At 65.1% G+C, this 26,063-nt stretch carries 25 protein-coding genes; 4 read left to right on the top strand and 21 right to left on the bottom strand.

Annotation, left to right across the window (positions count from 1 at the left end; translation table 11 throughout):
* Positions 1-6 precede the first annotated feature (6 nt).
* The 5 genes from JNL31_RS11460 to fnrL all read right to left on the bottom strand — a co-directional run bounded on the left by JNL31_RS11460 (position 7) and on the right by fnrL (position 4,532).
* Positions 7-315 (bottom strand): MocE family 2Fe-2S type ferredoxin, encoded by a 309-nt coding sequence (locus tag JNL31_RS11460; RefSeq protein WP_294973352.1) that lies wholly within the window; start codon positions 313-315, stop codon positions 7-9.
* Positions 316-335: 20 nt separating this feature from the next.
* On the bottom strand, positions 336-1,355 hold the full coding sequence (locus JNL31_RS11455; protein ID WP_294973351.1) for a sterol desaturase family protein: 1,020 nt from the start codon (positions 1,353-1,355) through the stop codon (positions 336-338).
* A 388-nt stretch (positions 1,356-1,743) separates the two neighbouring features.
* Positions 1,744-2,742: a LacI family DNA-binding transcriptional regulator gene (locus JNL31_RS11450; RefSeq protein ID WP_294973349.1), complete on the bottom strand. Its 999-nt coding sequence runs from the start codon at positions 2,740-2,742 to the stop codon at positions 1,744-1,746.
* Positions 2,743-2,808: 66 nt separating this feature from the next.
* Positions 2,809-3,597: a 3-methyl-2-oxobutanoate hydroxymethyltransferase gene (locus JNL31_RS11445; protein ID WP_294973347.1), complete on the bottom strand. Its 789-nt coding sequence runs from the start codon at positions 3,595-3,597 to the stop codon at positions 2,809-2,811.
* A 197-nt stretch (positions 3,598-3,794) separates the two neighbouring features.
* Positions 3,795-4,532 (bottom strand): transcriptional regulator FnrL, encoded by a 738-nt coding sequence (fnrL, locus tag JNL31_RS11440; RefSeq protein WP_294973345.1) that lies wholly within the window; start codon positions 4,530-4,532, stop codon positions 3,795-3,797.
* Positions 4,533-4,598: 66 nt separating this feature from the next.
* On the opposite strand from fnrL, the gene hemN reads away from it, so the two are divergent.
* A complete protein-coding gene (gene hemN / locus JNL31_RS11435; protein WP_294973343.1) occupies positions 4,599-5,954 on the top strand; it encodes an oxygen-independent coproporphyrinogen III oxidase in 1,356 nt (451 codons plus the stop codon).
* Positions 5,955-5,969: 15 nt separating this feature from the next.
* Here the strand turns inward: hemN and JNL31_RS11430 are convergent, their stop codons facing one another.
* From JNL31_RS11430 to JNL31_RS11405, 6 genes are all read right to left on the bottom strand, one after another.
* Positions 5,970-7,193, bottom strand: coding sequence for a glycosyltransferase (locus JNL31_RS11430; protein ID WP_294973341.1), 1,224 nt, complete (start codon positions 7,191-7,193; stop codon positions 5,970-5,972).
* Position 7,194: 1 nt separating this feature from the next.
* The gene (locus tag JNL31_RS11425; protein ID WP_294973339.1) at positions 7,195-8,778 is read right to left on the bottom strand and encodes an ABC transporter ATP-binding protein; all 1,584 of its coding nucleotides are present in this window, start codon (positions 8,776-8,778) and stop codon (positions 7,195-7,197) included.
* 10 nt (positions 8,779-8,788) lie between these two features.
* Positions 8,789-9,898: an ABC transporter permease gene (locus tag JNL31_RS11420; protein ID WP_294973337.1), complete on the bottom strand. Its 1,110-nt coding sequence runs from the start codon at positions 9,896-9,898 to the stop codon at positions 8,789-8,791.
* Positions 9,898-11,040 carry a microcin C ABC transporter permease YejB gene (locus tag JNL31_RS11415; RefSeq protein WP_294973335.1) on the bottom strand — a complete coding sequence of 381 codons (1,143 nt, stop codon included), beginning with the start codon at positions 11,038-11,040 and terminating at the stop codon, positions 9,898-9,900. Before JNL31_RS11415 ends, JNL31_RS11420 begins: the two co-directional genes overlap by 1 nt.
* 19 nt (positions 11,041-11,059) lie before the next feature.
* On the bottom strand, positions 11,060-12,976 hold the full coding sequence (locus JNL31_RS11410; RefSeq protein ID WP_294973333.1) for an extracellular solute-binding protein: 1,917 nt from the start codon (positions 12,974-12,976) through the stop codon (positions 11,060-11,062).
* 154 nt (positions 12,977-13,130) lie between these two features.
* Positions 13,131-13,664 carry a cytochrome c family protein gene (locus JNL31_RS11405; protein WP_294973331.1) on the bottom strand — a complete coding sequence of 178 codons (534 nt, stop codon included), beginning with the start codon at positions 13,662-13,664 and terminating at the stop codon, positions 13,131-13,133.
* Between the two features lie 120 nt (positions 13,665-13,784).
* Here JNL31_RS11405 and JNL31_RS11400 point away from each other — a divergent pair, with 120 nt between their 5' ends.
* Positions 13,785-14,618 carry a prephenate dehydratase gene (locus tag JNL31_RS11400; protein WP_294973329.1) on the top strand — a complete coding sequence of 278 codons (834 nt, stop codon included), beginning with the start codon at positions 13,785-13,787 and terminating at the stop codon, positions 14,616-14,618.
* A gap of 2 nt (positions 14,619-14,620) precedes the next feature.
* Here JNL31_RS11400 and JNL31_RS11395 read toward each other — a convergent pair whose 3' ends face one another.
* Both JNL31_RS11395 and nudC read right to left on the bottom strand, forming a co-directional pair.
* Positions 14,621-15,088, bottom strand: a complete 468-nt coding sequence (locus JNL31_RS11395) for an SRPBCC family protein (RefSeq protein ID WP_294973327.1) — start codon at positions 15,086-15,088, stop codon at positions 14,621-14,623.
* A 56-nt stretch (positions 15,089-15,144) separates the two neighbouring features.
* The gene (nudC, locus tag JNL31_RS11390) at positions 15,145-16,095 is read right to left on the bottom strand and encodes an NAD(+) diphosphatase (RefSeq protein ID WP_294973325.1); all 951 of its coding nucleotides are present in this window, start codon (positions 16,093-16,095) and stop codon (positions 15,145-15,147) included.
* A gap of 221 nt (positions 16,096-16,316) precedes the next feature.
* Here nudC and JNL31_RS11385 point away from each other — a divergent pair, with 221 nt between their 5' ends.
* Both JNL31_RS11385 and JNL31_RS11380 read left to right on the top strand, forming a co-directional pair.
* Complete coding sequence (locus JNL31_RS11385) at positions 16,317-18,278, top strand: bifunctional 2',3'-cyclic-nucleotide 2'-phosphodiesterase/3'-nucleotidase (RefSeq protein ID WP_294973323.1); 1,962 nt, start codon at positions 16,317-16,319, stop codon at positions 18,276-18,278.
* A gap of 28 nt (positions 18,279-18,306) precedes the next feature.
* Complete coding sequence (locus JNL31_RS11380) at positions 18,307-18,933, top strand: HAD family phosphatase (RefSeq protein WP_294973321.1); 627 nt, start codon at positions 18,307-18,309, stop codon at positions 18,931-18,933.
* Between the two features lie 12 nt (positions 18,934-18,945).
* Here JNL31_RS11380 and JNL31_RS11375 read toward each other — a convergent pair whose 3' ends face one another.
* The 8 genes from JNL31_RS11375 to leuC all read right to left on the bottom strand — a co-directional run bounded on the left by JNL31_RS11375 (position 18,946) and on the right by leuC (position 26,061).
* On the bottom strand, positions 18,946-19,311 hold the full coding sequence (locus JNL31_RS11375) for a 4a-hydroxytetrahydrobiopterin dehydratase (RefSeq protein ID WP_366928941.1): 366 nt from the start codon (positions 19,309-19,311) through the stop codon (positions 18,946-18,948).
* Positions 19,308-19,919 (bottom strand): glutathione S-transferase family protein, encoded by a 612-nt coding sequence (locus JNL31_RS11370; protein WP_294973319.1) that lies wholly within the window; start codon positions 19,917-19,919, stop codon positions 19,308-19,310. Before JNL31_RS11370 ends, JNL31_RS11375 begins: the two co-directional genes overlap by 4 nt.
* A gap of 24 nt (positions 19,920-19,943) precedes the next feature.
* Complete coding sequence (locus tag JNL31_RS11365; RefSeq protein ID WP_294973318.1) at positions 19,944-21,101, bottom strand: GNAT family N-acetyltransferase; 1,158 nt, start codon at positions 21,099-21,101, stop codon at positions 19,944-19,946.
* A gap of 46 nt (positions 21,102-21,147) precedes the next feature.
* Positions 21,148-21,921 carry a glycerophosphodiester phosphodiesterase family protein gene (locus tag JNL31_RS11360; RefSeq protein WP_294973316.1) on the bottom strand — a complete coding sequence of 258 codons (774 nt, stop codon included), beginning with the start codon at positions 21,919-21,921 and terminating at the stop codon, positions 21,148-21,150.
* Positions 21,922-21,931: 10 nt separating this feature from the next.
* Positions 21,932-22,393, bottom strand: coding sequence for a RidA family protein (locus JNL31_RS11355; protein WP_294973314.1), 462 nt, complete (start codon positions 22,391-22,393; stop codon positions 21,932-21,934).
* 295 nt (positions 22,394-22,688) lie between these two features.
* The gene (leuD, locus tag JNL31_RS11350) at positions 22,689-23,294 is read right to left on the bottom strand and encodes a 3-isopropylmalate dehydratase small subunit (protein ID WP_294973312.1); all 606 of its coding nucleotides are present in this window, start codon (positions 23,292-23,294) and stop codon (positions 22,689-22,691) included.
* Between the two features lie 20 nt (positions 23,295-23,314).
* The gene (locus JNL31_RS11345) at positions 23,315-24,643 is read right to left on the bottom strand and encodes a glycosyltransferase family 4 protein (protein ID WP_294973310.1); all 1,329 of its coding nucleotides are present in this window, start codon (positions 24,641-24,643) and stop codon (positions 23,315-23,317) included.
* Complete coding sequence (leuC, locus tag JNL31_RS11340) at positions 24,643-26,061, bottom strand: 3-isopropylmalate dehydratase large subunit (protein ID WP_294973308.1); 1,419 nt, start codon at positions 26,059-26,061, stop codon at positions 24,643-24,645. Before leuC ends, JNL31_RS11345 begins: the two co-directional genes overlap by 1 nt.
* Between the last annotated feature and the right edge of the window lie 2 nt (positions 26,062-26,063).

Genomic DNA, 26,063 nt, shown 5'->3' with positions numbered 1-26,063 from the left:
GATGCGCTACAGGTTCACCATGACCCGGCCATTCTCGACTCGCGTCCCGTAGGTCCGCAGATTCTCGCAGGCGGGGGGCGTCTCGACCTCGCCCGTCGCCAGGTTGAAGATCGACGAATGCTTCGGGCATTCGATGGTGCCCTCCATCACCAGGCCTTCGCAGAGATGGATTTCCTCATGCGTGCAGAGGCCGTCCGCGCAGAAATACTCGTCAGCATGGTTGCGAACGATGATGAAGGTCCGGCCGCCATGATCGAAACGGATCACGTCTTCGGCAGGGATATCGTCGGTCGAGCAGGCGTCGATCCAGGGCATGTCTTGTCCTTCTCGGGTGGTCATTCGGCCGGGGTGGTCTTGCGGGCGTTCAGACGCTCTTTCTTCTGGCGATAGCGTTCCTTCATTCGTTCGTCGGCCTCTTTGGTGCCATCATGGAAGGTGCCCGTCCATTTATCGATCGGGATCAAGCCGTCACCGTAGTTCACCTCGAAATACTTGTGGTGAAGGTAATGGATGAAGGCATGGCTATCGATGCCCGTGTCCTCGGTCAGCTCCACCTTGTCGAAGCCCACATGACCGGGCACCGCACCAAACCCGGCATAGTGCAGCTGATACAGCGCAATCAGCGGGTTCGAGGGCAGGATCAGGTGGTAAAGGATGGTCGAGAAGTAGGCCAGATGCTCGACCGGGTGCATCGACAGGCTGGACCATGGCGAGGGGTTGATCGAGTTGTGATGCACCGAATGCACCCACTTGTAGAGGATCGGCACATGGATCAGCCGGTGGATGCAGTAGAAGTGAAACTCGTGGATCACCGGGACGATCAGGCACAGGAAGACCAGCCAGACCGGATGGTCGGCAAACGTGACCCAGTTGCCGATGCCGTTGGCGTAGCACCACAGGACCAGCACCTGGAGCCCGGTCCAGATTGGCACGCCCGACAGGAACCCGCGCAGGAAGTTGTCGAGGTTCTGGCTCTTGAACCAGAACACGTCCGAGGGCGTGTCGGCGGGGAACTTGCCGTTGTACTTGAAGCGGTTGCCTTGTGCGCGGCGGATGTAGAGGTGCAACTCGAAGGCGGAATACCACAGGAAGACAGCGACAGCGTTCACGGCGAACAGCCAAAGGACCCAGCCCCAGGCGAGCGTTTGCATCACTTCGACCGACGGGATGACCCAGGCCCACCAGGCCAGCGCCGAAAGGAAGAAGAGCGCGTTGTAGGGCAGGAAGTAGCTCGGCAGCCATTTCAGCAGGGCCAACGGTTGCGGAGGGAAGACGAACAGCGGCGCGGTGCCCGCGGGTTTGTTCGGGGTCCAGTTTCCGCGCTTGTCGCGGGTGCCGTACTTCAGGTCGTCCATCGCTGCCATCCTTTGAAATCCGGCCGGGCGGAGGCCGCCCGACCGCAGGTTGCTGGGAGAACTTCCTTGGGAGGAAGCTGCCATCCGGGCACCGGGCGCGCCAGGCGCGGTCGCGGGTGCCCATCCATTTCCTAGGAGCCTGCGCTCTCTCCCCCGACGCAGACCAAGCCTCCCCGACAGAAGGTGCTGTCGTGAGAGGCACCCTGACGGCGGCCTTACTGTTAGCGCAATACATTTCTGCATTTCGCATCAGTGTCTGCGTCATTATGCATCTTTTCCTGCCATCGACCCGGGGACGGACCCGGCAGGGGCAAAGCAATGATGCAAACTGACAAGGCGACCTCGCCGCGCGTTTCGGCGGAGTGCGCGGCGATTCGTCGCGGACAGGTCATGCCGCGCCGAAGCCGGGCAGATTGAACCGGGTGTAGATGCCGAACTCCAGATGCCGCTCGGCCCCCGATCTGGCCAGATCGGGATCTCCGGCCAGAGCCAGCGCGTTGGACAGCAGATTCGCCGGATCACCCGCGATGGCAAAATCCATCGCCCCGGCGCGCAGAAGGGGTGTCGTAACCGGGTTTACCTCATGCCCGACGACCAGCATGTCCGAGGCCCGGCCCGCGGCGCGCAGGGCTTCGACCAGCCCCATGTTGCCGCCACCGACGTTGTAGATCGCCCCAAGCGCCGGCTGGTCACGCAGGAGCCGGTTGACTGCATTCCGGGTCAGGTCGGCGCTGTCTTCGCCCTGCGCCTCGCCCGAAATCACCACCTTCGGAAAATTCGCCCGGAGACCGGAGCGAAAACCGATTTCCCGGTCTTCGTGGTTGCGAAATGCCGGGCTGCCCAGCACCACGCCCACCGTGGTCGGCCGGTCGCCCAGCATGCGGCCGATCAGGAATGCCGCCGTCTGCCCTGCGGCGCGGTCGTCCAGCCCGACGAAGGCATCCCGCACCGGAGAAGCCTGATCCGAGATCATGGCGATGATCCGCTTGCCCTTCGCCCGGGCGGCCGCAAGGACGGCGGTCAGCCGGTCGGATGTCTTGGCCGTCACGATCAGCGGGCGCGAGGTGTCACGGCACAGCGCCTCGACGCTGCGCAGCACGGCGACATCATCCGCCATGTGAAGGTCATGGAACGCCCCCTTCGCGCCGCTGGCCTCCCAGGCGGCGCGCATCTGCCCCATCATGCCCTTGCCGACGCGAAGCGCAATGTCGGCGGCAACTGGCCGCGCCGGACCCTCGGCGCCGGGTGACATCAGCTTGCGCAGCGTCTCTTCAACGACCAGGCGGGTGCGGTCATGTACCCGACCGCGCCCGTTGAGCGCCCGGTCCACGGTCGCCCGGGACAGGCCGGTTTCGCGCATGATGTCGGCAACGGTGACGCGGCGCATGATGCATCCTTGCAGAGTGAGGCATTTCGCATCACGCTGCCGCAGGACGCCGCCGCTGGCAAGGGGTCAGAGTGACGCTGACCCCTTGGCGAAGGCTTCGGCCTCGGCCTCATCCATCCAGACCTCGTGCCGACGCTCCGGATAGCGCGACCGGGTGACGTCCTCGACAAAGTCCTGGAAGGCCGCAACCCGCTTGGCCTGCAGTTCTGCCTCGATAGCGGCGAAATCAGCGTAGCGTTTGGAGTGGCGCGGATAGTGGCCGGTGTTGGTACCCAGCACATCGCTGGAAAACAGGTACTGCGTGTCGCAGACTGAACCGCAGCCCATGCCCATGGTGATCATCGGCGTCATCCGGGTGATATGGTCGGCAAGTTGGACCGGAACCACCTCGACCTCGACGAAGGCCGCCCCGGCATTTTCGATGTCCTTCGCCTTCCGAAGCACGGTCAGCGCCTCTTTCGCGGTCCGCCCGATGGCGCGAAACCCGGTCCAGGCGGCAAGGTTCGGCACCAGTCCGACATGTCCCGTCACCGGGATGCCCTCTCGTGCCATGGCCTCGATGAAGCGGGGGGAGTGCGAGCAGTAAATGGCATCCGCCCCCCGGCGCAGGGCGTCGAACCCGGCACGGACGGCCTCGTCCGGCGTGGCAGAGGAGCCATGCGGCATCCCGGCGGAAATCAGCGCCGAGGGCGCGGCAGCGCGGATGCCCGGCAGGGTGTGGTCGGCCTCGCAGGACAGGATCACGATCTCGGCGGCTTCGGCGGCCGCGGCCTCGGCGGCGGTGTCGACATGGACCTGCACCCATTTTCGCGCGCTCTTCTGTTGCAGAAGTGTGGCGACGGTAGTTTTCGGCATGATCGGCGGCCCTCCTTTTGCGGATGTCCCCGGCTAATCGGCATGGGAGGCAGGAGACAACTTCAATCGCGCAAGATGCCGCATGGATGTATCATTTTGCATCATATTAGTATCTGGCCTGCACAGGCGCGGAAACGACTGGTCCGGGAAGCGGCAAAGTGATGCGCACCGCTGTCGCGGGACCGGATTGATTCGGATCAGACCAGCATGCCGCCGTCGCTGTCGTCGCCAGCCTCTTCCAGAAGCCGGTCCATGTCAGGGATCTGGACGTGGCGGTTGCCTTCCAGGCTGATCACTCCGTCCTTCTTCAGCGCAGAAATCTGGCGGCTGACGGTTTCCAGCGTCAGGCCCAGGTAGTCCGCCATCTCCTCGCGCGTCAGCGGCAGGTCGACCGACAATGCGCCCGTCTTCTTCCGCAGGTGAAGCGCGGCATCGCGCCGGGCGATGATGGAAATCAGCGAGGCGATCTTCTCACGCGCGGTCTTGCGACCGAGGAGCAGCATCCATTCCCGCGCGGCGTCAAGTTCGTCGAGTGTCATCTCCAGCAGGCGCTGCGCGATATGCGGGGTCGTTGACATCATCTCTTCGAAGGGCTTCTTGCGGAAGCAGCACATGACCACATCGGTCGTCGCGGTCACGTCGAAGGCGGCGGTTGGGCGGCCGGGCCGGCCCACAAAGTCCGAGGGAAGCAGCAGCCCCACCATTTGACGGCGGCCGTCTTCCATCGTCTGCGTCAGCGAGGCGATGCCGGTGACGACGGAGCCCACGAATTCCATCCGGTCGCCGGACCAGATGATGGTCTGCCCGGCCTGGAAGCTGCGGTAATACTTGATCTGCTCCAGCTTCTGAAGTTCGTCCGCATCGCAACGGGCACAGACCGCACGATGGCGTATGGGACAGTCGCCACACTGGATGTGTGCAAAGTGATCCTGCATCCGGGCTTTCCGCTGGGTTGATTTGTGTCAAGGCGACAAGCGGTGTCGAATGGCAAGTCTACCCGCATGACACATGACCCGCAACTCGCTCGCCTCGGGCTATTTGACGCGCGTGTTCCGCGCTACACCTCCTACCCGACTGCACCGCATTTTGCGGCCGATGTCGGGCCATCCGATTTTGTCCAGTGGATCGAGGCGCTTCCCGAAAACAGTGAAGTGTCACTGTACATTCACGTCCCCTTTTGCCGCCGCCTGTGCTGGTTCTGCGCCTGCCGCACGCAAGGCACCACCAGCGACGAGCCGGTCATCGCCTATGTCGAGACCCTGAAGGCCGAGCTTGCCCTGTTGCGCCGCCACCTGCCGCGCGGCGTGAGCCTGAGCCGCCTGCACTGGGGCGGCGGCACGCCGACACTTCTGTCGCCCGACCTCATGCGCGGGCTGGCGGACGCCATTTTCGCCGTGGCGCCGATGGCTGCCGCAGGCGAGTTCTCGGTCGAGATCGACCCGAACGAGATTGACGACGCCCGTCTGGATGCGCTGGCGGCAGCAGGAATGAACCGCGCCTCGATCGGGGTGCAGGACTTTGACCCGATGATCCAGAAGGCGATCGGGCGCGAGCAGAGCTATCAACTGACGCGCGACGTGGCCGAACGGATCCGGGACCGGGGGGTGGCCAGCCTGAACGCCGACATCCTGTACGGCCTGCCGTTCCAGACGGGGCCGCGGATTTCCGATTCGGTGCAGAAGCTTCTGACGCTGTCGCCCGACCGGGTGGCGCTTTACGGCTATGCGCATGTGCCGTGGATGAGCAGGCGGCAACAGATGATTCCCTCGGACGCGATGCCGACGCCCGAGGAGCGGCTGGACCTGTTCGAAACCGCGCGGCAGCTGTTCCTGTGGGATGGCTATGTCGAGGTCGGGATCGACCATTTCGCCAAGCCCGAAGACGGCATGGCGAAGGCGTTGAAGGCGGGCACGCTGCGACGCAACTTCCAGGGCTATACCGACGATACCGCCCCGGCGCTGATCGGGCTGGGGGCTTCGTCGATCAGCCGCTTCCCGCAGGGGTTCGCGCAGAACGCCTCGGCCACGGCGGCGCATACCAAGGCGATCCGCGATGGCCGTTTCTCGACCCACAAGGGCCACAGGTTCCAGGGCGAGGACCTGCTGCGCGCCCGGATCATCGAGGCGCTGATGTGCGACTTCCGCGTGTCACGGGCCGAACTCCTGGCCGATCATCAAGTCAGCCCGGCGCGGCTGGACGCCCTGTTCCAGCGGGCAGCGGAAACCTTCGGCGACATGGTCCGGGTGACGGAGGAGGGCTTCGTCATCCCCGACCGCGCACGCCCGCTGACCCGGATGATCGCACGCGCCTTCGACGCCTATGACAGCGAGAAGGCCAAGCATTCCTCGGCAATCTGAACCGGCGACGCCGTCTCAGCTGCGCTCTAGCCGGGTCAACAGCTCCACCTGCCTCGGCAGGCAGACCGAGCGCAGGTCGTACCGCTCGCGCACCATGCGCCGGGCCGCGTCCCGCATGCCCAGATAGGCCTCGGGCCGGGCGAGCGCATCGGTCAGCGCCGCAGACCAGGCCGGAACGTCAAAGAAGTCGACCAGCCTGCCGGTTACTCCGTCCTCGATCATTTCGGCCACCGGCGCGGTGTTCGAGCCGATGACCAGCGTTCCAGCCGCCATCGTCTCGACCATCGACCAGGAGAGGACGAAGGGATAAGTCAGATAGGCATGCACGCGGCTGACATGGATCAGGTCGACCAGCCGGTCATAGGGCAGCTTGCCGGTGAAATGCACGCGGGACAGGTCCAGCCGATCCTTCACCTCGTTCAGAATCAGGTCTTTCCAGCTTCCGCCATCCTTCGGCTTGCTTCCATAGCTGACTTCGTCGCCGCCGACGATCACCACCCGGGCCCCCGGACGGGCAGCCAGCACCTGTGGCAAGGCGCGCATGAAGATGTGGTAGCCGCGATAGGGTTCGAGGTTGCGGTTGACGAAGGTCAGCACCTCGTCGCCCGGCTTCAGCTCCGTTCCATCCGGCAGGGCAAAACGGGCATCGGGGTTCGGGGCAAGCCGATCGCAGTCCACCCCGTCGAAGATCACCTCCAGCTGGCTGCGCAGCAGCGGCGGATGCGTGCTGGCCTGCCATTCGGTCGGCGAAACGCCCTTGTCGGCATGAACCAACGCCTGTGCGAGATAGGCGGCGCGGGACTGTGCGATCATCGTCTGGTCGAAGCCCGCAACCTGAAACTCGGAATCGAAGTCGCTGTCGGCCCCCCGGCCGCGATAGTAGAACTCGGCGAAGACCAGAAGCTTTGCTTCGGGCCAGACCTCCTTGAGAAACAACGTCTCTCCCCAGCCGGAATGGCCGTAGATCACGTCGGGGACATAGCCCTCGGCGCGCAGCCGCTGGCAAAAGCGGGCGACGCTGACGCCGCGGTCGCTCATCGTGGTGAAGTTGCGGCCCAGACGGGTGGCCTTCGGGTCAACCTCTTGCGCGGCATGTGTGTAGCGCAGGATCGGCACGTCGGCACTGACCTTGTTTGCCGCCTCGGTGATCGCCCGCACATCATGGCCCCGGCGCTGCATCTCGGGCGCGAGGTGCAGGAACTGGCCGGGGAAATTCTGGTGGACGAAGACAAGCTTCACTTCAGTCTCCGAAGGCGGCAGCCATCAGAGCTTTGGTATAGGGGGATTGCGGCCTGGTAAACACGGCCTCGCAATCGCCGGATTCCACCACATCACCCGCCTGCATCACCATGACCTTGTGCGCCATCGCCCGGATCACCCGCAGGTCATGGCTGATGAAGATGTAAGCGAGCCCCCATCTCCGTTGCAGCTCGCGCAGAAGCTCGACGATCTGGACCTGCACTGTCATGTCCAGCGCCGAGGTCGGCTCGTCCAGGACCACCAGTTTCGGGCGCAGGATCATGGCGCGGGCAATGGCAATGCGCTGGCGCTGGCCGCCGGAGAATTCATGCGGGTAGCGGCCCATCGTGGCAGGGTCGAGACCGGTTTCGCGCATGATGTCGGCCACCATTTCGGTCCGGTTCCGACCGGGCTCCAGCCCATGGACGCCAAGGCCTTCGGCGATGATCTCCTCGACCGTCATCCGGGGGGAAAGGCTGCCGTAGGGGTCCTGGAAAACCACCTGCATCTCGCGTCGGAGCGGGCGCAGCGCGGCGCGGGCGCGGCCCTGGATGTCCTGGCCGATGAAGGCGATCTTCCCGGTGCTGGGGATCAGCCGCATTATCGCCAGCGCCAGCGTGGTCTTGCCCGATCCGCTTTCACCTACGATGCCAAGGGTTTCTCCCGCCCGGACCGACAGGGTCGCATCGTTGACGGCCTTCACATGGCCCACGGTCTTGCGCAGGAGGCCCTTGTGGATCGGGAACCAGATGCGCAGGTCTTCCGTCCGCACGATCTCGGGCGCGTTGGGGGCGACCGGGCCGGGGCCACCCCTCTGTTCGGCGGCAAGCAGCTTGCGGGTGTAGGGATGCTGAGGGTTGGCGAAGAGCTCGGTCGCCGGGCCTTGCTCGACGATCTCGCCGCCCTGCATGACGCAGACCCGGTCGGCGATACGGCGGACGATGCCAAGGTCATGGGTGATGAAAAGAAGGCTAAGCCCCTCGGACCGCTTGAGGTCGGCCAGGAGGTCGAGGATCTGCGCCTGGATGGTGACGTCCAGTGCCGTTGTGGGTTCGTCGGCCACCAGCAGTTCCGGCCCGTTGGCCAGCGCCATTGCGATCATGACCCGCTGGCGCTGCCCGCCGGACAGCTGGTGCGGATAGGCGCCGAGGCGGCTTTCCGCGTCGCGGATGCCTACCTTGCCCAGAAGCTCGATGATCCGGGCGCGGGCCCTGTCGCCGGTCAGGCCCTGGTGCAGGGCCAGACTTTCGGCCATCTGCTTCTCGATGGTGTGCAGGGGATTCAGGCTGGTCATCGGCTCCTGGAAGATGAAGCTGATGTCGTTGCCGCGCACCTTGCGCAGGGCGCGCTCGCTGGCGCCCACCATCTGCGTCCCGCGATAGGTGACGGATCCGGTGACGCTGGCGTTGTCGCCCAGAAGGCCGACAGTCGACAGCGCCGTCACCGACTTGCCCGAACCACTTTCGCCGACCAACGCGACGGTCTCGCCCTTGTCGATTGTGAAGGACACGCCCTTCACCGCCGGGATCAGCCGCCCGTCCTGGCGGAAGGTGACGGACAGGTTGTCGACCTGGAGAACGCTCATCTGCCTCGCCTCATCGGAACGTCTTCCTCGGGTCGAAGGCATCGCGGACGCCTTCGAAGATGAAGACCAGAAGCGAGAGCATGATGGCGAAGGTGAAGAAGGCGACAAAGGCCAGGTGCGGGGCCTGGAGGTTCTGTTGCGCCTGGCGGGTGAGGGCGCCGAGAGAGGGCTGGTCGGCAGGAAGGCCGAAACCGATGTAGTCGAGGCCGGCAAGCGCTCCGATGGTGCCGGTGATCGCGAAGGGTAGCAGTGTCAGTGTCGCCACCATCGCGTTCGGCAAGAGATGTCGGGTCATGATGCGCCAGTCGGAAACACCAAGCGCTTTTGCGGCCCGGACATATTCGAAGTTGCGGGCGCGCAGGAATTCGGCGCGGATCACGCCCACCCTGCCGATCCAGCCGAACAGCACCATCAAGACCAGAAGAAGCCAGACGCTTTTGCCAAGGATCGCCGTCAGGATGATGATCACATAAAGGTCGGGGACCGCGCCCCATATCTCAATGAAGCGCTGCATCAGAAGGTCGGTCAGCCCGCCGAAGTATCCCTGGACCGCCCCGGCGATAACACCGATGACCGTCGTCAGCGCCACGACCACAAGGGCGAAGGTCACTGAAAGGCGGAAGCCATAGATCACGCGGGCAAGAACATCGCGCGAGGTATCGTCAGTGCCCAGCCAGTTCTGCCCGGATGGAGGGCTGGGCGCGATACCGCCGGTGTCGACGATGGTCGTGTAGGAATATGGGATCAGCGGCCAGACGATCCATCCGGAGTTGACAGGCTTTCCGGCCGCGGTGCCCTTCGTCTCGACTTCCGACCTGATGCCCGTCGGATCATCCCAGCAATCCTGCGAGGCTCCGGCGACGATCAGACACTGCACCTCGTCGGTGGAATAGTCGGCCTCGGTCCGCAAGTCGCCTCCGAACGCGACTTCGGGATAAAACTTGAAGATCGGCATGTAATAACCGCCGTCGTACTTCACCAGAACGGGCCGTTCATTGGCCACAAGCTCTGCGCAGAGCGAAATGCCGTAGAGGACAAGGAAAAGCCACAGCGACCAGTAGGCCCGGCGGTTGGCCTTGAAGTTCTTCCAGCGGCGCTGGTTGAGCGAGGAGAGCGCCATCAATCGCGCCTCTCGAAGTCGATGCGCGGGTCAACCAGGACATAGGTCAGGTCGGAAATGATGCCCACGATCAAGCCGATCAAGCCGAATGCGAACAGTGTTCCGAAGATCACCGGATAGTCGCGCTCGACAATGGAACGGTAGCCCAAGAGGCCCAGGCCATCGAGCGAGAAGATCATCTCGATGATCAGGCTGCCACTGAAGAACACAGAAATGAACAGCCCCGGGAAGCCCGCAATCACGATCAGCATGGCGTTGCGGAACACATGGCCGTAAAGCACCCGGCCCTCGGACAGGCCCTTGGCGCGGGCGGTCATCACGTACTGCTTCTTGATCTCGTCCAGGAAGCTGTTCTTGGTCAGCAGCGTCAGCACTGCAAAGGAGGAGATCAGCTGCGCCGTCACCGGCAGGGTGATGTGCCAGAGGTAGTCCACGATCTTGCCCCAAGGGCTGAGGCTGGCCCAGTTGTCGCTGGTCAGCCCGCGCAGTGGGAACCATTGGTAGTAGGACCCGCCCGCGAAGACCACCATCAAGAGGATCGCGAACAGGAAGCCGGGGATCGCATAGGCCGCGATAATTATGCCCGAGGTCCAGGTGTCGAAATGCGAGCCGTCACGCACCGCCTTGCGGATGCCCAACGGGATCGAGACCAGATAGGCGATCAGCGTCGACCAGAGGCCGAGGGTGATGGAAACCGGCATCTTCTCGATCACCAGGTCGACGACCGACTTCGATTGGAAGTAGCTCTCGCCGAAGTCGAAGCGCAGATACTTGCCCATCATGATGAAGAAGCGTTCCAGCGCCGGGATCGCCTCTTTCCGGCATTCGGGGGCCTTCAGCGAGGGCTCGCCCGTGAAGCCCTTGTCGCAGACGATGCGGGAAAAGCCGAACTGGACCTCAAGCTTGGCCAGGAACTCGGGGGGCAGGCCGCGCGCGCCGACATAGCCCGAGTCTTGCTCCTGCACCCCGGCGCCTTCGGTTCCCGAGAGGTTCTGGATCGAATCCCCCTCGCCCTCGAACCGGGCCTGGATCTGCTGGATCGGCCCGCCGGGCACAAATTGGACCAGTGCGAAGTTGATGACCATCACGCCGAACAGCGTGGGGATCACCAGCAGCAGCCTGCGGAGGATATAGGCGCCCAAGGTCCCTGCCCGTCTTTGGTTACTTCAACGCACCCTTGGCCTTCAGCGCGTCGGCTTTTTCGGCGTTGTACCACCAGATCGACAGTTCGCCCAGCCCATATGGGGGCAAGGTCGCCGGGTGTTCGTACATGTTGTAGTAGGCGACCCAGTTGTCCTTCTTGTAGTAGCGCGGGACGATCACGAATTCCGACCGCAGCACGCGGTCCAGCGCCTTCACTGCCGTCGTCAGTTCCTCGCGGCTTTTCGCCCCCTCGACCAGGTCCAAGAGTTTGTCCACCGCCGGATTGGCATAGCCCATCCGGTTGCGGCTGGAATTGTCCTTGGCGACCGAGGCCCAGGCCTGTTTCAGCACGCTGCCCGGCTCAAGACCACCGTTGACCACGGTTGTCGGCAGGGCATCGAAGTCGAAGACCGGCGGGCTGGCCCGTTCCTGCAGCTGCGGGTCGTCGATGATGTCGAAGCTGGCGTCGACGCCCAGCGCGCGCAGGTTTTCGACATAGGCGTTCATCACCGGGAGAAGGTCGGTGCGGACATGAACCATCTCCATCCGAAGTTTCTCGCCCTTGGCGTTGTGGCGCATCCCGTCATCGCCCACGGTCCATCCCGCCTCGTCCAGAAGGGCCGAGGCCTTGCGCAGGTTCTTGCGGTCCAGGTTGTTGGCGTCGGAGGAGACCGAGGCCATCGGCACCTCATCCGTCAGGATGCTGGCCGGGAGCAGGCCTTCATCGACCAGGGGCCTGAGGATGGCCGTTTCCTCGGGCGTAGGCGTTCCCGTCGCCGCCATTTCGGAGTTCTCCCAGATCGAGTTGATCCGGGTCAGCAGCCCGTAGAACAGTGCTTTGTTCGACCACTCGAAATTGAACACCAGCCCAAGCGCCTCACGCACACGCGGATCCTGGAACTGGGCGCGGCGCAGGTTGAAGATGATCGACTGGCCACCGGCAATATCGCCCGATGGGATCACTTCCTTGAGGACGTCGCCGGCCGCGATCGCCGGGAAATCGTAATTGCTGGACCAGCGCTTGGAATCGGCTTCGGTCCGGAAGGTGTAGACCCCCGCCTTGAAAGCCTCCATCGCGGCGTTGTCGTCGCCGAAATACTCGATGCGGATGCGGTCGAAGTTGTTCTGGCCGATGTTCAGCGGGTGCTTTTCACCCCAGTAATCCGGGTTGCGCTTGTAGATGATCTGCTGGCCGGGTTTGAAGCTGTCCAGAACGTACGGCCCTGTGCCGATGAAGGGTTCAAGGCCGGATTTTTCCAGGTCGCGGTGGTGCTCCTCGTAATCCTTCTTCGAGAAGATCGGCGAACCGCCGGCCTGGGCGGGCATGTCGCGGAAGGACGTTCCGGGGGTGAAGGTGAACTTGATGCGGTACGGGTCAAGCACCTCGACCGACTGGTACTTGCCGTTCGCCACGCTGCGGTATTCCGGGATGCCCTTGTCGCGAAACAGCTCATAGCTGAAAAGCACATCCTCGGCCGTGAACGGGCTGCCGTCGGAGAATTTCACATCCTTGCGCAGGTTGAAGATCACCCAGGAGCGGTCCTCGGGATACTCCATCGTCTCGCAGAGCAGGCAGTAGGCGGCGCTGACGTCGTCCAGCGTGCCAGTCAGGATAGATTCGTAGAAGATCGAGGATAGGGCGGCGGCGTTGCCCGCGATGGCATAGGGGTTGAAGCTGTCAAAGCTGCCGGGGGACCACTCGCTGATCTCGCCTCCCTTGGGCGCGTCGGGGTTCACATAGGGCAGATGCGCGAAATCGGCGGGAAGCTTCAGGTCACCGAAGGTGGAAATGCCGTGCGACTTGATCACGGTCTCTGCCCGGACCGGCAGAGCCAGTGCAACAAGGGCCAGGATCAGCGCCCCGGTGGCAGCCAGAGGCACAAGATTGAACCGCGCCGCTGTCGTCCGTGCCGCCGCCCGCTTCTCTGTCCGCATCCGCCAGCCTCCCTGCTCGCCACCAGCATCATTCATTTATGCTAAACCGCGCTTTGTCGAGGCAACAAGCCGCGATTGCGCGCGCGTTTGCGTGAGCGCAAAGGAAAAGCCGCCCTGGGGGGGCGGCTTTGCAGCTTTCCGATGCACCGGATGTTCAGGGCTTGGTCGTCAGGAAGGCGATCACGTTCGCGCGGTCTTCCGGTTTCGGCAGGCCCGCGAAAGCCATCTTGGTGCCGGGGATCACCTTCTTCGGGTTCTCCAGGAAGGCGAAGATCGCTTCCGGGGTCCAGGGCTCGCCCGATTTGGCGGCCATGGCTTCGGAGTATTCAAAGTCCCCAACCGAAGCGTGATTGCGGCCAACCACGCCGTTCAGATGCGGCGCGGTCTTGCTGGTTCCGTCCAGCTTGTGGCACGAGCCGCATTTCTTGAAGACAGCCTCGCCCGCTGCCGCATCGCCCGCCGCCAGGAGAGCGGCGACATCCACCGTCTCGCCGCCGCCTTCGGCCGGGGCCGCCGCTTCGCCCGTGTCGATCGTGTAGGCCTGGGTCAACTCGCCCTCGGCATGTTCGCCATGATGCGCGGCGCCGACGGTGTAGAGCGAATTGCCGGCCCAGCCCACCAGCATCAGCACCAGAAGCGACCCGCACACCGCGCCCACCGTCTTGGTCATCGTCATCGTGTCGAACATGGTTCACCTATCTGGGGTCTCGTGTCGCGCGGTATCTATCCGCTTCCAACGGTTGGTTTCAAGGTGTAGACGCGCGGCGAAACGCCCTTGGGGCAGGTTTTCGACAGGGGAGAGGGCGGAATGGCGGGGCGCATCGCGTTTCAGGGGGAACTTGGGGCCTATTCGCACCAGGCCTGCCAGCAGTCGCGCCCGGATTTCGAGGCGGTCCCCAGCACCACTTTCGAGGAAGTCGTCGACAAGGTCGCGAAGGGCGAGGTCGACCTTGGCATGCTCGCGGTCGAGAATTCGACCTATGGCCGGGTGGCCGACGTGCATTCGCTTCTGCCGAAATCCGGCCTGCACATCATCGACGAGGCCTTCGTCCGGGTGCATGTGAACCTGCTCGGCGTGCCGGGCGCAAAGGTCGGGGATGTGAAGGAGGCGCACGGCCATGTGGTGATCCTGCCGCAATGCGCGGGTTTCCTGAAGGCGCATGGCATCCGCGGCAAGGTCAGCTCCGACAACGCCCGCGCCGCGCGCGAGGTGGCCGAGGCCGGGGACAAGTCCCGCTCCGCTTTGGCCAGCGAGTTGGCAGCGGAAATCTACGGGCTGGACGTGCTGGCCCGCCACATCGAGGACCAGGCCAACAACACCACCCGCTTCCTGGTGATGTCGCGCGACCTGGATCTGGCCCGGCGCGGCACGGGGAAGATGATCACCACCTTCACCTTTCGGGTCCGCAACATTCCGGCGGCGCTGTACAAGGCCTTGGGTGGATTTGCGACCAACGGCATCAACATGACCAAGCTGGAAAGCTACATGGTCGGCGGCACCTTCACCGCAACGGAATTCTATGCCGACATCGAAGGCCACCCCGACGACGCCAATGTCGCCCTGGCGCTGGAAGAACTGCGCTACTTCACCACCGAAGTCGGCATCCTGGGCGTCTACCCCGCCGACCGTGAGCGCGGCTAGGATCAGGCCTGGCGGTCGTAGCGATCCTTGATCCGCGCGCCCAGCTGGACCAGGCCCTTTTCGAACCTGGCCTGCACCCGGCCCTTGGCCAGCCGCATCGTGTTGATGAAGAGCCGCGCCGCCAGCGTCTTGGGCTTGACCTCCAGGTCTACGCGCACCCGGCTCCGACGCGGCGACAGCACCGTGACTTCGATACGGGAATTGCCCTCGATCGAGGGGCTGTCGATCAGCAGGCCAAGGCTGTGGTCCGGCTTCAGATCCTCGACCCGGATCAGCACCTTGCGCGCCTTGCCGCGGAAATGTCCCCGGATCCGCCATTCCGCCCCGACGCCGCTGTCCGGCCCGCCCACCGGTCGGTCGACCTCCGCCCCGTTGCGGATTGCCTCGCGTTCCCAGGACGCATGGTCGAGGAGCGTGGCGAAGACGAAGGCCGCCGGAACCTCAAGATCGGTCTTTGCCGTCAGCTTCATCGGTGCTCCACAGGTTGAAAGGCGGGCCGCGCCACCCGGATAGCAGGAAGTTCAGGTCAATCAAGCCGGTCCGCAAGCCAGTTTCGCAGAATGAAATGCGCAATGGCCCCGTTGCGGCTGGGCCTGATGGCCGGATGCCGCCCGGCGAAGACCTGCACCAGTTCTTCCCGAGTGACCCACAGGGCCCGTTCCAGCTCGTCCGGGTCGATCGCGATCTCGTCGCTCGTCGCCTCGGTCTGCGCGCCGATCATCAGCGAGGCGGGGAAAGGCCAGGGCTGGCTGGCCAGGTAGGACACGGCGCCACAGCGGACCCCGGTCTCCTCCTGCACCTCGCGGCGGACGGCGGCCTCGATCGTTTCACCGGGCTCGACGAAGCCTGCAAGGAGCGAAAACATCCCTTCCGGCCAGCCGGGACTCCGGCCGAGCAGTACCGAGTTTCCGCGCGTGACCAACATGATGACGACCGGATCGGTGCGCGGGAAATGTTGCGCTGCACAGGACGGACAGGACCGCTGCCATCCTCCCTGCACCATGTCGGACTTCGCGCCGCAGGCGGCACAGAATCCGTGGCTGCGGTGCCACTGCAAGAGCGCCTTGGCCGTCGCCACCAGCTCAGCCTCGCGCTGGGACAGAAGTGCCATCACGCCGCGCAGCTCGCCAAAGCCCTCGCCTCCTGCCATGGCAGGGTGGCGCTGCACCGTCTGGTCGAAAAGCCCCATCTCGGGCGCGGCGGCACCAGCCTCGGGCGACCAGTCCGACAGATCGGCGGCAAAGCGGGGCACGCCCTCGTCCATCCCCAGAAAGACCGGCGGTTCCGCCTGGGCAAGGATCGGATGGCCCGCCGGAACCCAGACGGGCCGGTCCTCGGACAAGAGAGGCTTGCCACGCCAGACGGGCAGGATCGTGCCTCTCGCCAAGGCCTCGGCCAGTCCCGTGACATCCCGTCGCAGTTGGGCATGGCGGTCCAGGCCGGATCCGCCAAAGGTTACTGTTTCTGCAATCCGCATGCCGAACCCGCTTTCCCTGAATTGTTCCGACGAATTACAAGCTTCGCTGCCTCACAGCCAATGGCAATTGCCGACCTTTCGCAATTCCGCAACCTCCGCGCGAATAACGATAATTCGCCACAACATTGACACAACCCAAACGATAAACAACTCGCGTATAAGCTGTGCGTTTTCTGTGTGTTGTCGGGTCGTAGCGGTTTGCTCAGGTCAGTGGAAGTTCGATGTATCGCCCCCCTGTCGTGTCGGTTGCAGGGTCGCTGACCCGGAAAGAGCCAGAGAACGGCTCGACAACGCCTCTTGCCGAAGCGGCAAGCTCCGCCGTGACGTCGCGGCGCACGCTCGCCTCGTTGCGGCTGATTGCAACCAGCGACCTGCACGCCAGCATAATGCCCTATGATTATTGCGCCAACCGGCCGAACTCCAACCTCGGGCTGGGCGCAATCGCACAGCAGATCGCCACGGCCCGGGGCGAAACGCGCAATTGCCTTCTGTTCGACAATGGCGACTTCCTGCAAGGCAACCCGCTGGCGGATTATGTGGCGGCGGCGCGGCGGCGCCGGGCGCACCCGGTTATTACCGCCTTCAACACGCTCGGCTACGACGCGGCCACGCTTGGCAACCACGAATTCGACTATGGCCTGCGCTTCCTGTCCGATGTTCTGGCCGACGCGGCATTTCCCGTCGTCTCGGCCAATGTCGCAACGCGGCTCGGCCCAAGCCCGGCACGTGACGAAACCCTGTTGCCGCCCTTTACCATCCTGCGCCGCCAGATCTTCGATCACGAGGGTCGCGCGCATCTGTTGCGCATCGGCGTGATCGGCTTCGCCCCGCCGCAGGTCGCGGAATGGGACAGGGACTCGTCAGGCGGCAAGGTCCACACCCGCGATATCCTTGCCGCCGCCCGCGCCTGGCTGCCCCGGCTGCGGGCGCAGGGGGCTGACATCATCGTCGCACTCGCCCACTCCGGCATCGGCGAGATCGACCCGGAATACGGTTCGGAAAACGCCGCCACCGCCCTTGCCGCCCTGCCCGAGATCGACGCAGTCATCGCTGGCCACAGCCACCTGGTGTTTCCCGGCCCCGGGTTTGCCGCTTCGCCCGAGGTCGATCCGGTCCAGGGTCGCCTTGCCGGCAAGCCCGCGGTGATGCCGGGACATTCGGCCAACCATGTCGGGATCATCGACCTGCAGCTTGAACGCCGGACCACCGGACAGCGTCGTTGGCATGTCGTGGCCTCCTCCGCCCGCATCGGCCAGCGCAACCCCGACAAGACCCTGCCCGCCCCGGCCTTGCAGCACATACTGGCGCCGGATCACCGTGCGACGCTCGCCTGGTCGCGGCGGCAGTTAGGCGAAACCACCGTCCCGCTGCACAGCCACTTTGCAATCGTCGCGCCCTCGGCCTCGCTTCAGCTGATTGCCGAGGCCAAGGCCGATCACGTCCGCACCGCCCTGGCCGATACCAGTTGGGCGGGGTTGCCGCTGCTGTCCTCCGCCTCGCCGTTCCGCGCCGGGGGGCGGGGTGGCCCGGCGAACTTCACCGACATCGCCGCGGGTCCGCTGCGGATGCGCAACCTTTCCGATCTCTACCCATTTCCGAACACGCTCGTCACGCTTCTCCTGACCGGGGCGGAACTGACCGAGTGGCTGGAGCGCGCAACCGCTGTCTTCCGCCAGATCGCACCCGGGTCGATCGATTCCCCACTGCGCGACGACGGGGTACCGGCCTTCGTCTTCGAGAGCATTCCGCAGCTTTCCTACGCCATAGACCTTAGCCAACCTTCGCGATTCGACGTGCAGGGACGGCTGATCAATCCCGGCGCGCGACGGATCGCCGGACTGCGATACAATGGGCGCCCAGTCGACCCCGCGGCGGAATTCCTGCTGGTGACCAACAACCACCGCGCAGGCCGCGCGCGCCTGCAGGACCCCGCCGCCGCGCTGCAGGTCGTGTTTACCGATGGCACACGGGTGCAGTCGGTCTTCTCCGAACATATCCAGCGCAAGGGCAGTGTCGGGGCAGCACCGCACCGCAACTGGCATTTCCTGCCGATGCCCGGCACCACGGTCTCGATCACAGCCGGAGACGCCTCCCCCGTGCATCTTGACGACATTGCGGCCTTCCGCCCGGTTCCACTCGGGCGCGATGCCGAGGGCTTTACCCACTACCGGCTGCACCTGTGATCGGCTATGCCTCCGCGCGGAGGCCCAGATGTACGACGCCATTCTCTTCGACCTCGACGGCACGCTGATCGACACCGAAAGCATCGCCCTTGTCACCGGACTGGCGGCTTTTCGCGCCCATGGGCACGCGGTGGACGAAGCCTTCATGCATGGCCTGGTCGGCAAGGACGAACCCACTGCCGCCCGCATCATTCGGGCTGCCCTGCCGGAGGTCGACCTCGACGCCGTCAACATGCACTGGCGCCAGGGGTTCAACGATGGCGTCGATGCAGGCCTTGCGCTCAAGCCTGGCGCCCTCGACCTGCTGCCCGCACTTTCAGCCCCCTTGGCCATCGTGACCTCGACCGGCCGGGTTGGCGCGCACCGCAAGCTTGGGATCGCCGGGATCGCCGAGGCTTTCACCCATGTCGTCACGCTGGACGACGTCCGCGCCGCGAAGCCCGACCCCGAGCCCTACCTGCTGGCCGCGTCGCTGTTTGGCGTCGCGCCCGCCCGCTGTCTTGTGTTCGAGGACAGCGAGACCGGGGCGGAAGCCGCCCATCGGGCGGGCTGCGTGGTGGTGCAGGTTCCCGATGTCGTCCCCAGCCGGGGCCGCTGGGCGCATCACCTTGCGCCGGACCTTCTGACCGGGGCGCGGATGGCGGGGCTGCTCTAGGCTGCACGCCGGTCACGCCTTCCTGGCGTGCAACTCGCACAGGCAGCTCACCGGCTCGCCATGGTTGCGCTCGATCTCGGTATCGGGCGCCAGCCTGTCCATCGCTTTGGCCAGGTCAATGTCCAGCTGCGTCAGGCCCTTGGCGGAATGGGTGGTCAGCGTCACGTCCACCACGTTGTAGCGGTTGGTCCAGTCCGGGTGGTGGTTCGCCTTGTCCGCCGCCAGCGCCGCGCGGGACATGAAGCCCCAGGCCTCGGAGAAGTTACGGAACTTCCAGACCTTGCGGATCGCGTCCTTGCCGGGCACGGCGGCCCAGCCGGTTTCGGCCAGCGGCGGCAACCCGGCCTTGCGGTCGGCTTCGGGGAGAAGGGGTGTCATGTCGTGGCCTCCGGGATCAGGGCATTGTCCTTGGCATTCGCCGCGAGAAGCGCGGGACGGTCCTTCAGCCGCGCCCAATAGGCGGCCAGCGTGTCGCTTGCAGGGATGCCACCGAACTGCATCCCCCAGCCGATCTGGCTGCCGACATAGACATCCGCGGCGGTGAACCGGCCATCAGCGATGTAGTCGTTCTTTTCCAGATGCCCGGTCAGTGCCGAGAGCACGTCTGCCAGGTCGCCATACCCCGCCCGCCGCTTTTCCTGCGGGCCGCTGGTCTTCCAGCCAAAGCCCATGTTGACCACCGCCTGCTCCAGCGGTCCAGCGGCAAAGAACATCCAGCGGAAGAAGGCCGCCTTGTCCACGGCCATCAGCCCCGCTTCAGGAAAGGTCAGCGCCAGATAGGTGCAGATCGCCGCCACCTCGGTCACGACCTTGCCGTCGTGGACAATCGCAGGAACCTTGCCCATCGGATTCACCGCCAGATACTTCGGCGCCTTCATCGTGGTGTAGTATTCCAGCGCCACCGTGTCATAGGGCTGGCCAACTTCCTCAAGCGCCCAGCGGGCGATCCGGCCGCGCGACATCGGGTTGGTATAGAAAGTCAGCATGGCCAGGTCCTCCTTTGCCTCAGCCTACTCCCGCCCCTCGTGCTTGCGGAAGGGCCCGTAGGCGGTCAACACCTCGATCTCCTCGTCCACCGCGCGACGTTCTGCTTGCAGATAGCGGTCAACGGCCTTGCGGAAAGAGGGTTCCGCAATCCAGTGCAGCGAATGGGTCTCGACCGGCAGGTAGCCGCGCGCCAGCTTGTGTTCGCCCTGCGCCCCGGCCTCGACTCGTTGCAGATCGTGGGTGATCGCCCAGTCGATGGCCTGATAGTAGCACAGCTCGAAATGCAGGCAGGGATGGTCCTCGACGCAGCCCCAGTAGCGGCCGTAAAGCGTGTCGCGACCGATGAAGTTCAGTGCGCCTGCCACCGGACGGGCTCCGTCGAAGGCAAGGATCAGCAGGATGTCGTTGCGCATGGTCTGGTGCAAGCGGGTGAAGGCATCGCGGGTGAGGTAGGGGTGGCCCCATTTGCGGCTTCCGGTGTCCTGGTAGAAGGCCCAGATCGCATCCCAATGCGCGGGTTCGATCTCGTCCCCGGTCAGCGCGCGGATCGCCAGACTGCTGGCCCGCGCCGTCTCGCGCTCCTTGCGGATCATCTTGCGCTTGCGACTGGAGAGGTCTGACAGGAAGTCGTCGAAGCTGCCGTAGCCCCGGTTCTGCCAGTGGAACTGCTGGGTGACGCGGTGCAGCGTGCCTTCCACCCCCGCCAGAGCCTCGGCCTCGTCGCCCGTGCAGAAGGTCGCGTGCAGCGAGGACAGCCGGTTCTGCGCCGCGATCCCGATGGCCGCCTGCCACAGGGTATCCCGATGTTCGTCTGCTCCCAGAAAGCGCCTTCCGGTGGCGGGGGTGAAGGGGACGGCGATCTGCAGCTTTGGGTAATACCTCCCCCCGGCCCGCTCCAGCGCGTCGGCCCAGCCGTGGTCGAAGATGTATTCGCCCTGGCTGTTGGACTTGACGTAAAGCGGAGTCGCCGCAACCAGTTTTCCCCCCTCGCGCAAGACCAGAGGCCGCGCCTGCCAGCCCGTGCCCTTGCCGGTGGAGCCCGAAAGATCCAGCGCCGACAGGAAGCGATGGGTGGTGAAGGGGTCGAGGGGCCGCCCTTCGGCCTGTTCCGGGGCGGAAACGGCATCCCACTCGGCGGCGGGAATCTCGGACAGGCTTTCGTGCAGGGTCAGGTCGGCCATTCATGCCCTCGGGGTCGGAAGGAAAGTGGCGGACCGGAGCTAAAGGTCAAGCCGGAAGCTCGGCCCGGTATCCCTCGAAGGTCACATTGTCGGCATGCTTCCGCGCTTCCGCTTCTTGTTCGGGCGAACGGATCGTCCAGCACAGCACCCGGGCGCCTTGGGCCTTCAGCTCGGCCACCCGGGGGCGGGCAAGGTCGGGCGCCTCGTGGCTGATGAAGCTTGACCCCGTCGAGTCATAATCCGGGATCGCCCGGAAATGCGCGCACATGTCGGCGGGCATGGGCGCCCAGTCGTCCGGGTCATAGGCCGAGGTGGTGATCCCGCGGGGCAGGTCGGGGGCAAGGCGGGCCAGATGGGCGACCGAGGCCGGGTTGAAGGACATCAGCGCGACGTCTCCCCTGTAACCCTCCAGTGCCTTAGCGGTCGCGGCTTCCAGCCTGCCATCGGTCGGGCCCATGACAAGGCTCTGGTCCTTGATCTCGATGAGGAGGGGCACCTGTCCCCCGATCAACGCCAGCACCTCGGCAAGCGTCGGGATGGTGTCGGTCGACCCCGTCAAACGGATGTGGCCCAGGTCTACGGCAGTTCGGACGTTGACCGGGCCGGTCTGGTCGGTCAGGCGGTCCAACACCTCGTCGTGAAAGACCATCGGCACTCCGTCCGACGAGAGCTGGAGGTCGACCTCGATCCCGTAACCCGCCGCCACTGCCGCCCGGATCGCGGCGGGCGAGTTTTCGATCCGCCCCGCCGCCCGGTCGTGCAGGGCGCGGTGGGTGATCGGCAGGCGGAGGAAGCTCTCGGGCAGGGGAACGCGGGTCATCTGGGAAGGGTCATTTCAGCGCGAAGATCGCCTCGATTTCCACCGCCACGCCAAGGGGCAGCGACACGGCGGAGACGGCAGATCGGGCGTGGCGACCGGCATCGCCAAGAACGGCCACGAGGAAGTCCGAGGCGCCGTTGATCACCTTGGGCTGGTCGGTGAAGTCGGGGGTGGAGTTCACGAAGCCCACCAACTTCACTGCCCGGTCCAGCCGGTCCCAGTCGCCGCCGAGAGCCTTCTTCAACTGGGCAAGAAGCGAGATCGCGCAGCGTTTGGCGGCCTCGGCGCCCTGTTCGAAGCTCAGGTCCTCGCCGAGCTTGCCCTTGATCAGGCCCGCCTCGTTCTGGCTGATCTGGCCGGAGACGTGGACGAGGGTCCCGACCTGGACGAAGGGGACGTAGTTCGCCGCCGGAGCGGGGGCGTCGGGGAGGGTGACGCCGAGGTCGGCGAGGCGTTTCTCGATCAGGTGCATGGGGTCCTCCGGGATGGGTCGGCGCGAGGGTAGCGCGGGCTGGGCGGGGCGGCAAGGGTCGGGCTGTCCACAGTGGACAGGGGCTCTGGCGCAAGTGATTTCAAGGGGTTGGTCGCGGGCGTTTACGATTTCGTAACGGGTCGCGGGTGGGGGCGGTTTTCAAGTTGAGCGCGTGCCGCGCAAGCCTTTTGTCTCGCCTCCGGCCTGCGGCCAACCGGCTCGGGCGTTGGGGGTTTTGCACCCCCAAACCCCCGCAGGATATTTGGTGCCAGGTGAAAGCAGGCAGAAAGGCCGGTCAGGCCCAGGGGCGGAGCGTGGCGTTCTTCTTCTCGAAGCTGTCGATGGCGCTGGCCTTTTCCATGGTCAGGCCGATGTCGTCGAGACCATTCATCAGGCAGTGCTTCTTGAAGGCATCGACCTCGAAATGGAACGAGGTGCCGTCCGAGGCGGTGACGGTCTGGCTTTCCAGGTCCACCGTGATCCGGGCATTCGCCCCCTTGCGGGCATCGTCCATCAGCACGTCGATCGCCTCTTGCGGCAGCACGACCGGCAGGATGCCGTTCTTGAAGCAGTTGTTGAAGAAGATGTCGGCGAAGCTGGTGGAGATCACGCAGCGGATGCCGAAGTCGAGAAGCGCCCAGGGCGCATGTTCGCGCGAGGAGCCGCAGCCGAAGTTGTCACCGGCGACGATGATCTCGGCCTTGCGGTAGGCGGGCTGGTTGAGCACGAACTCCGGGATTTCCTGGCCGTCCTGGGTGTAGCGCATCTCGTCGAACAGGTTCTTTCCAAGGCCCGAGCGCTGGATGGTCTTCAGGAACTGCTTCGGGATGATCATGTCGGTGTCGATGTTCACAAGCGGCATCGGGGCCGCGACGCCGGTGAGGGTGGTGAATTTGTCCATGGGGTCTGCCTTGCTGACTGTCAGGGGTGCTTGATCGGTTCGGGGCGGGTCGGGCGGCGACCGAGGACCCAGTCGTAGACCTGGGACAGGTGCGCGGCGCGGCGCGACCAGGTGAAATGGTCGGCGACGCGCTGCCGGGCCGCCTTGCCCATGCGGGCTGTCTCCGCGGGATCGGCAGCCAGGGTTTCCAGGGCCTGCCGCAGGGCGAGCGTGGTGCCCTCGCGCGTGGTCAGCGGCACCTTGATGCCTACGTCCGGCGTCACGAGGTCTGCGGGACCGCCATAGTCGACAACCAGCGGCGCAAGGCCCAGCGCCATGCCTTCCAGCACGGCGCCGCCGCCGAATTCACGGATCGAGGGAAAGGCAAGGACATGGCAGCGTGCCGCGACGTCCTGCACTTGTTCGTGCTTGAGCCAGCCGTGGAAGGTGATGCCGGTCAGGCCTTTCGCCTGATCCTTCAGGGCGGGCGTCAGGGGACCGTCGCCGACGAGGTGCAATTCCATCTTCCCGGTTTCCAGCAGGGGCCGCGCCGCCTCGATCAGCATGGAGAGACCCTTCAACGGCACGAAGCGGCCGATGAAGCAGGCTTTCAGGGTACCGGGCTCGGGACTGGCTTCCCGGAAGAAACGGGTCGGATCGATGGCGTTCTCGGGGAGGTAGATGCACCGGTCGGCGAGCCGTTCGGGAATGTCGCGCCGGGTGAAGCGCGAGGCATAGAGGATGGCGTCGCAGGCGTTCAGCATGGCGTTCCGGCCGGGGAAGACCTTGAGAAGCCCGCGCAAGCGCGAAAGCCATTCGCCTTCCTGGCGCTGCTCTGCCTCGAACCCCTTGGGCCAGGGCACGCCGCCATTCATGGGGCCGAGGACGACAGGTACGCCCGCCTTGCGGCAATTCGCGGCAAGCGGGCCGCTGGCGGCGGGCGACAGGGGTGTGATGCGGTGGACAAGATCATAGTCGCCGCGCCTGAGGGCGGGACCGAACTGCTGCCAGATCTTCCGCTCGAACCAGGGGTAGGTCAGGCTGCTGATGGCCTGAACGATGGTCCAGCCCCGGCTTTCGCCCATGCGCAGAATCTGGGAAAGCTTCCAGGCCGGGGCGGCGATGGCTTCGGTGTCGATCGCGGTGAAATCCTGGCCCTCGACCCATCCCTTGCGCAGGATGGCGTCGCGGTTGCGCACCTGGGTGACAAGATGGACATCGGCCACCTCGCGCAGGGCCTCGGTCAGGGACCAGCCGATCAGTGGGACCGAAACCCACTCCGGGTTCGCGGCCTCGGCAACGACCAGCACGCGGGGCCGACGCGCGGCCCCGCTGGGGACGACATCCCTGGAGGATGCCGGCTCGGTCATCAGACCGTCTCGCCCATCAGTTCGCGGACATCGGTCAGGTGGCCGGTGATCGCCGCTGCGGCCGCCATGGCGGGCGACATCAGGTGCGTGCGGCCGCCGCGACCCTGGCGGCCCTCGAAGTTGCGGTTCGAGGTGGCCGCACAGCGTTCGCCCGGCGCAAGCTGGTCGGGGTTCATCGCCAGGCACATCGAGCAGCCCGCGAGCCGCCATTCGAAGCCCGCGTCGATGAAGATCTGGGCCAGGCCCTCTTCTTCCGCCTGGGCGCGGACGAGGCCCGAGCCCGGGACCACCATCGCGCGTTTCACGGCGATCTTCCTGCCCTTCAGGATGGCGGCAGCTGCCCGCAGGTCCTCGATCCGGCCATTGGTGCAGGAGCCGATGAAGACGGTGTCGATGGCGATGTCGGTCAGCTTCTGGCCAGCGGTCAGGCCCATGTAGTCGAGGGAGCGCCTGGCCGCGTCGACCTTGCCGCCGGAGAAGCTGTCCGGCGCCGGGACGGTGCCGGTGATCGGCAGCACGTCCTCGGGCGAGGTGCCCCAGGTGACGACGGGGGCGATGTCCTCGCCCTTGATCGTGACGACCTTGTCGAAATGCGCGCCCTCATCGGTGAAGAGGGTCTTCCAGTAGGCGAGCGCGGCCTCCCACTTCGCCCCCTTCGGGGCATGCGGGCGGCCCATGACATAGGCGAAGGTCTTCTCGTCCGGCGCGATCAGGCCCGCGCGGGCACCGCCCTCGATGGCCATGTTGCAGACCGTCATCCGGCCTTCCATCGACAGCTCGCGGATCGCCTGGCCGCAGTATTCGATGACATAACCGGTGCCGCCCGCCGTGCCGGTGGCACCAATGACCGACAGGGTGATGTCCTTGGCCGTGACACCGGGGCGCAGGGACCCGGTGATCTCGACCTTCATGTTCTTGCCCTTGCGCTGGATCAGCGTCTGGGTGGCAAGGACATGCTCGACCTCCGACGTGCCGATCCCGTGGGCGAGCGAGCCGAAGGCGCCATGGGTGGCGGTGTGGCTGTCACCGCAGACCACGGTCATCCCCGGCAGAGTCCAGCCCTGTTCGGGGCCGACGATGTGGACGATGCCCTGGCGGATGTCGGAGACCGGGTAGTAATTTATCCCGAAGTCCTTGGCGTTCTTGTCGAGGGCGGCCACCTGGATACGGCTGTCCTCGGTCATCGTCGCGGCATTGGCGCGGTCGAGCGTCGTCGGCACGTTGTGGTCCGGCACGGCGATGGTCTTCTCCGGCGCGCGGACCTTGCGGCCGGTCATCCTGAGCCCCTCGAAGGCTTGCGGACTGGTCACTTCGTGGACAAGGTGGCGGTCGATGTAGAGGAGGCAGGTGCCGTCCTCGGCCTGGTGGACGACGTGATCGTCCCAGATCTTGTCATAGAGGGTACGCGGAGCGGTCATGG

This window comes from Tabrizicola sp. (assembly GCF_016792905.1).
In the GTDB taxonomy this organism is placed as follows: domain Bacteria; phylum Pseudomonadota; class Alphaproteobacteria; order Rhodobacterales; family Rhodobacteraceae; genus Tabrizicola.
Note: the sequence above shows the minus strand (reverse complement) of the source record. Positions and strands in the feature narration are given on the sequence as shown.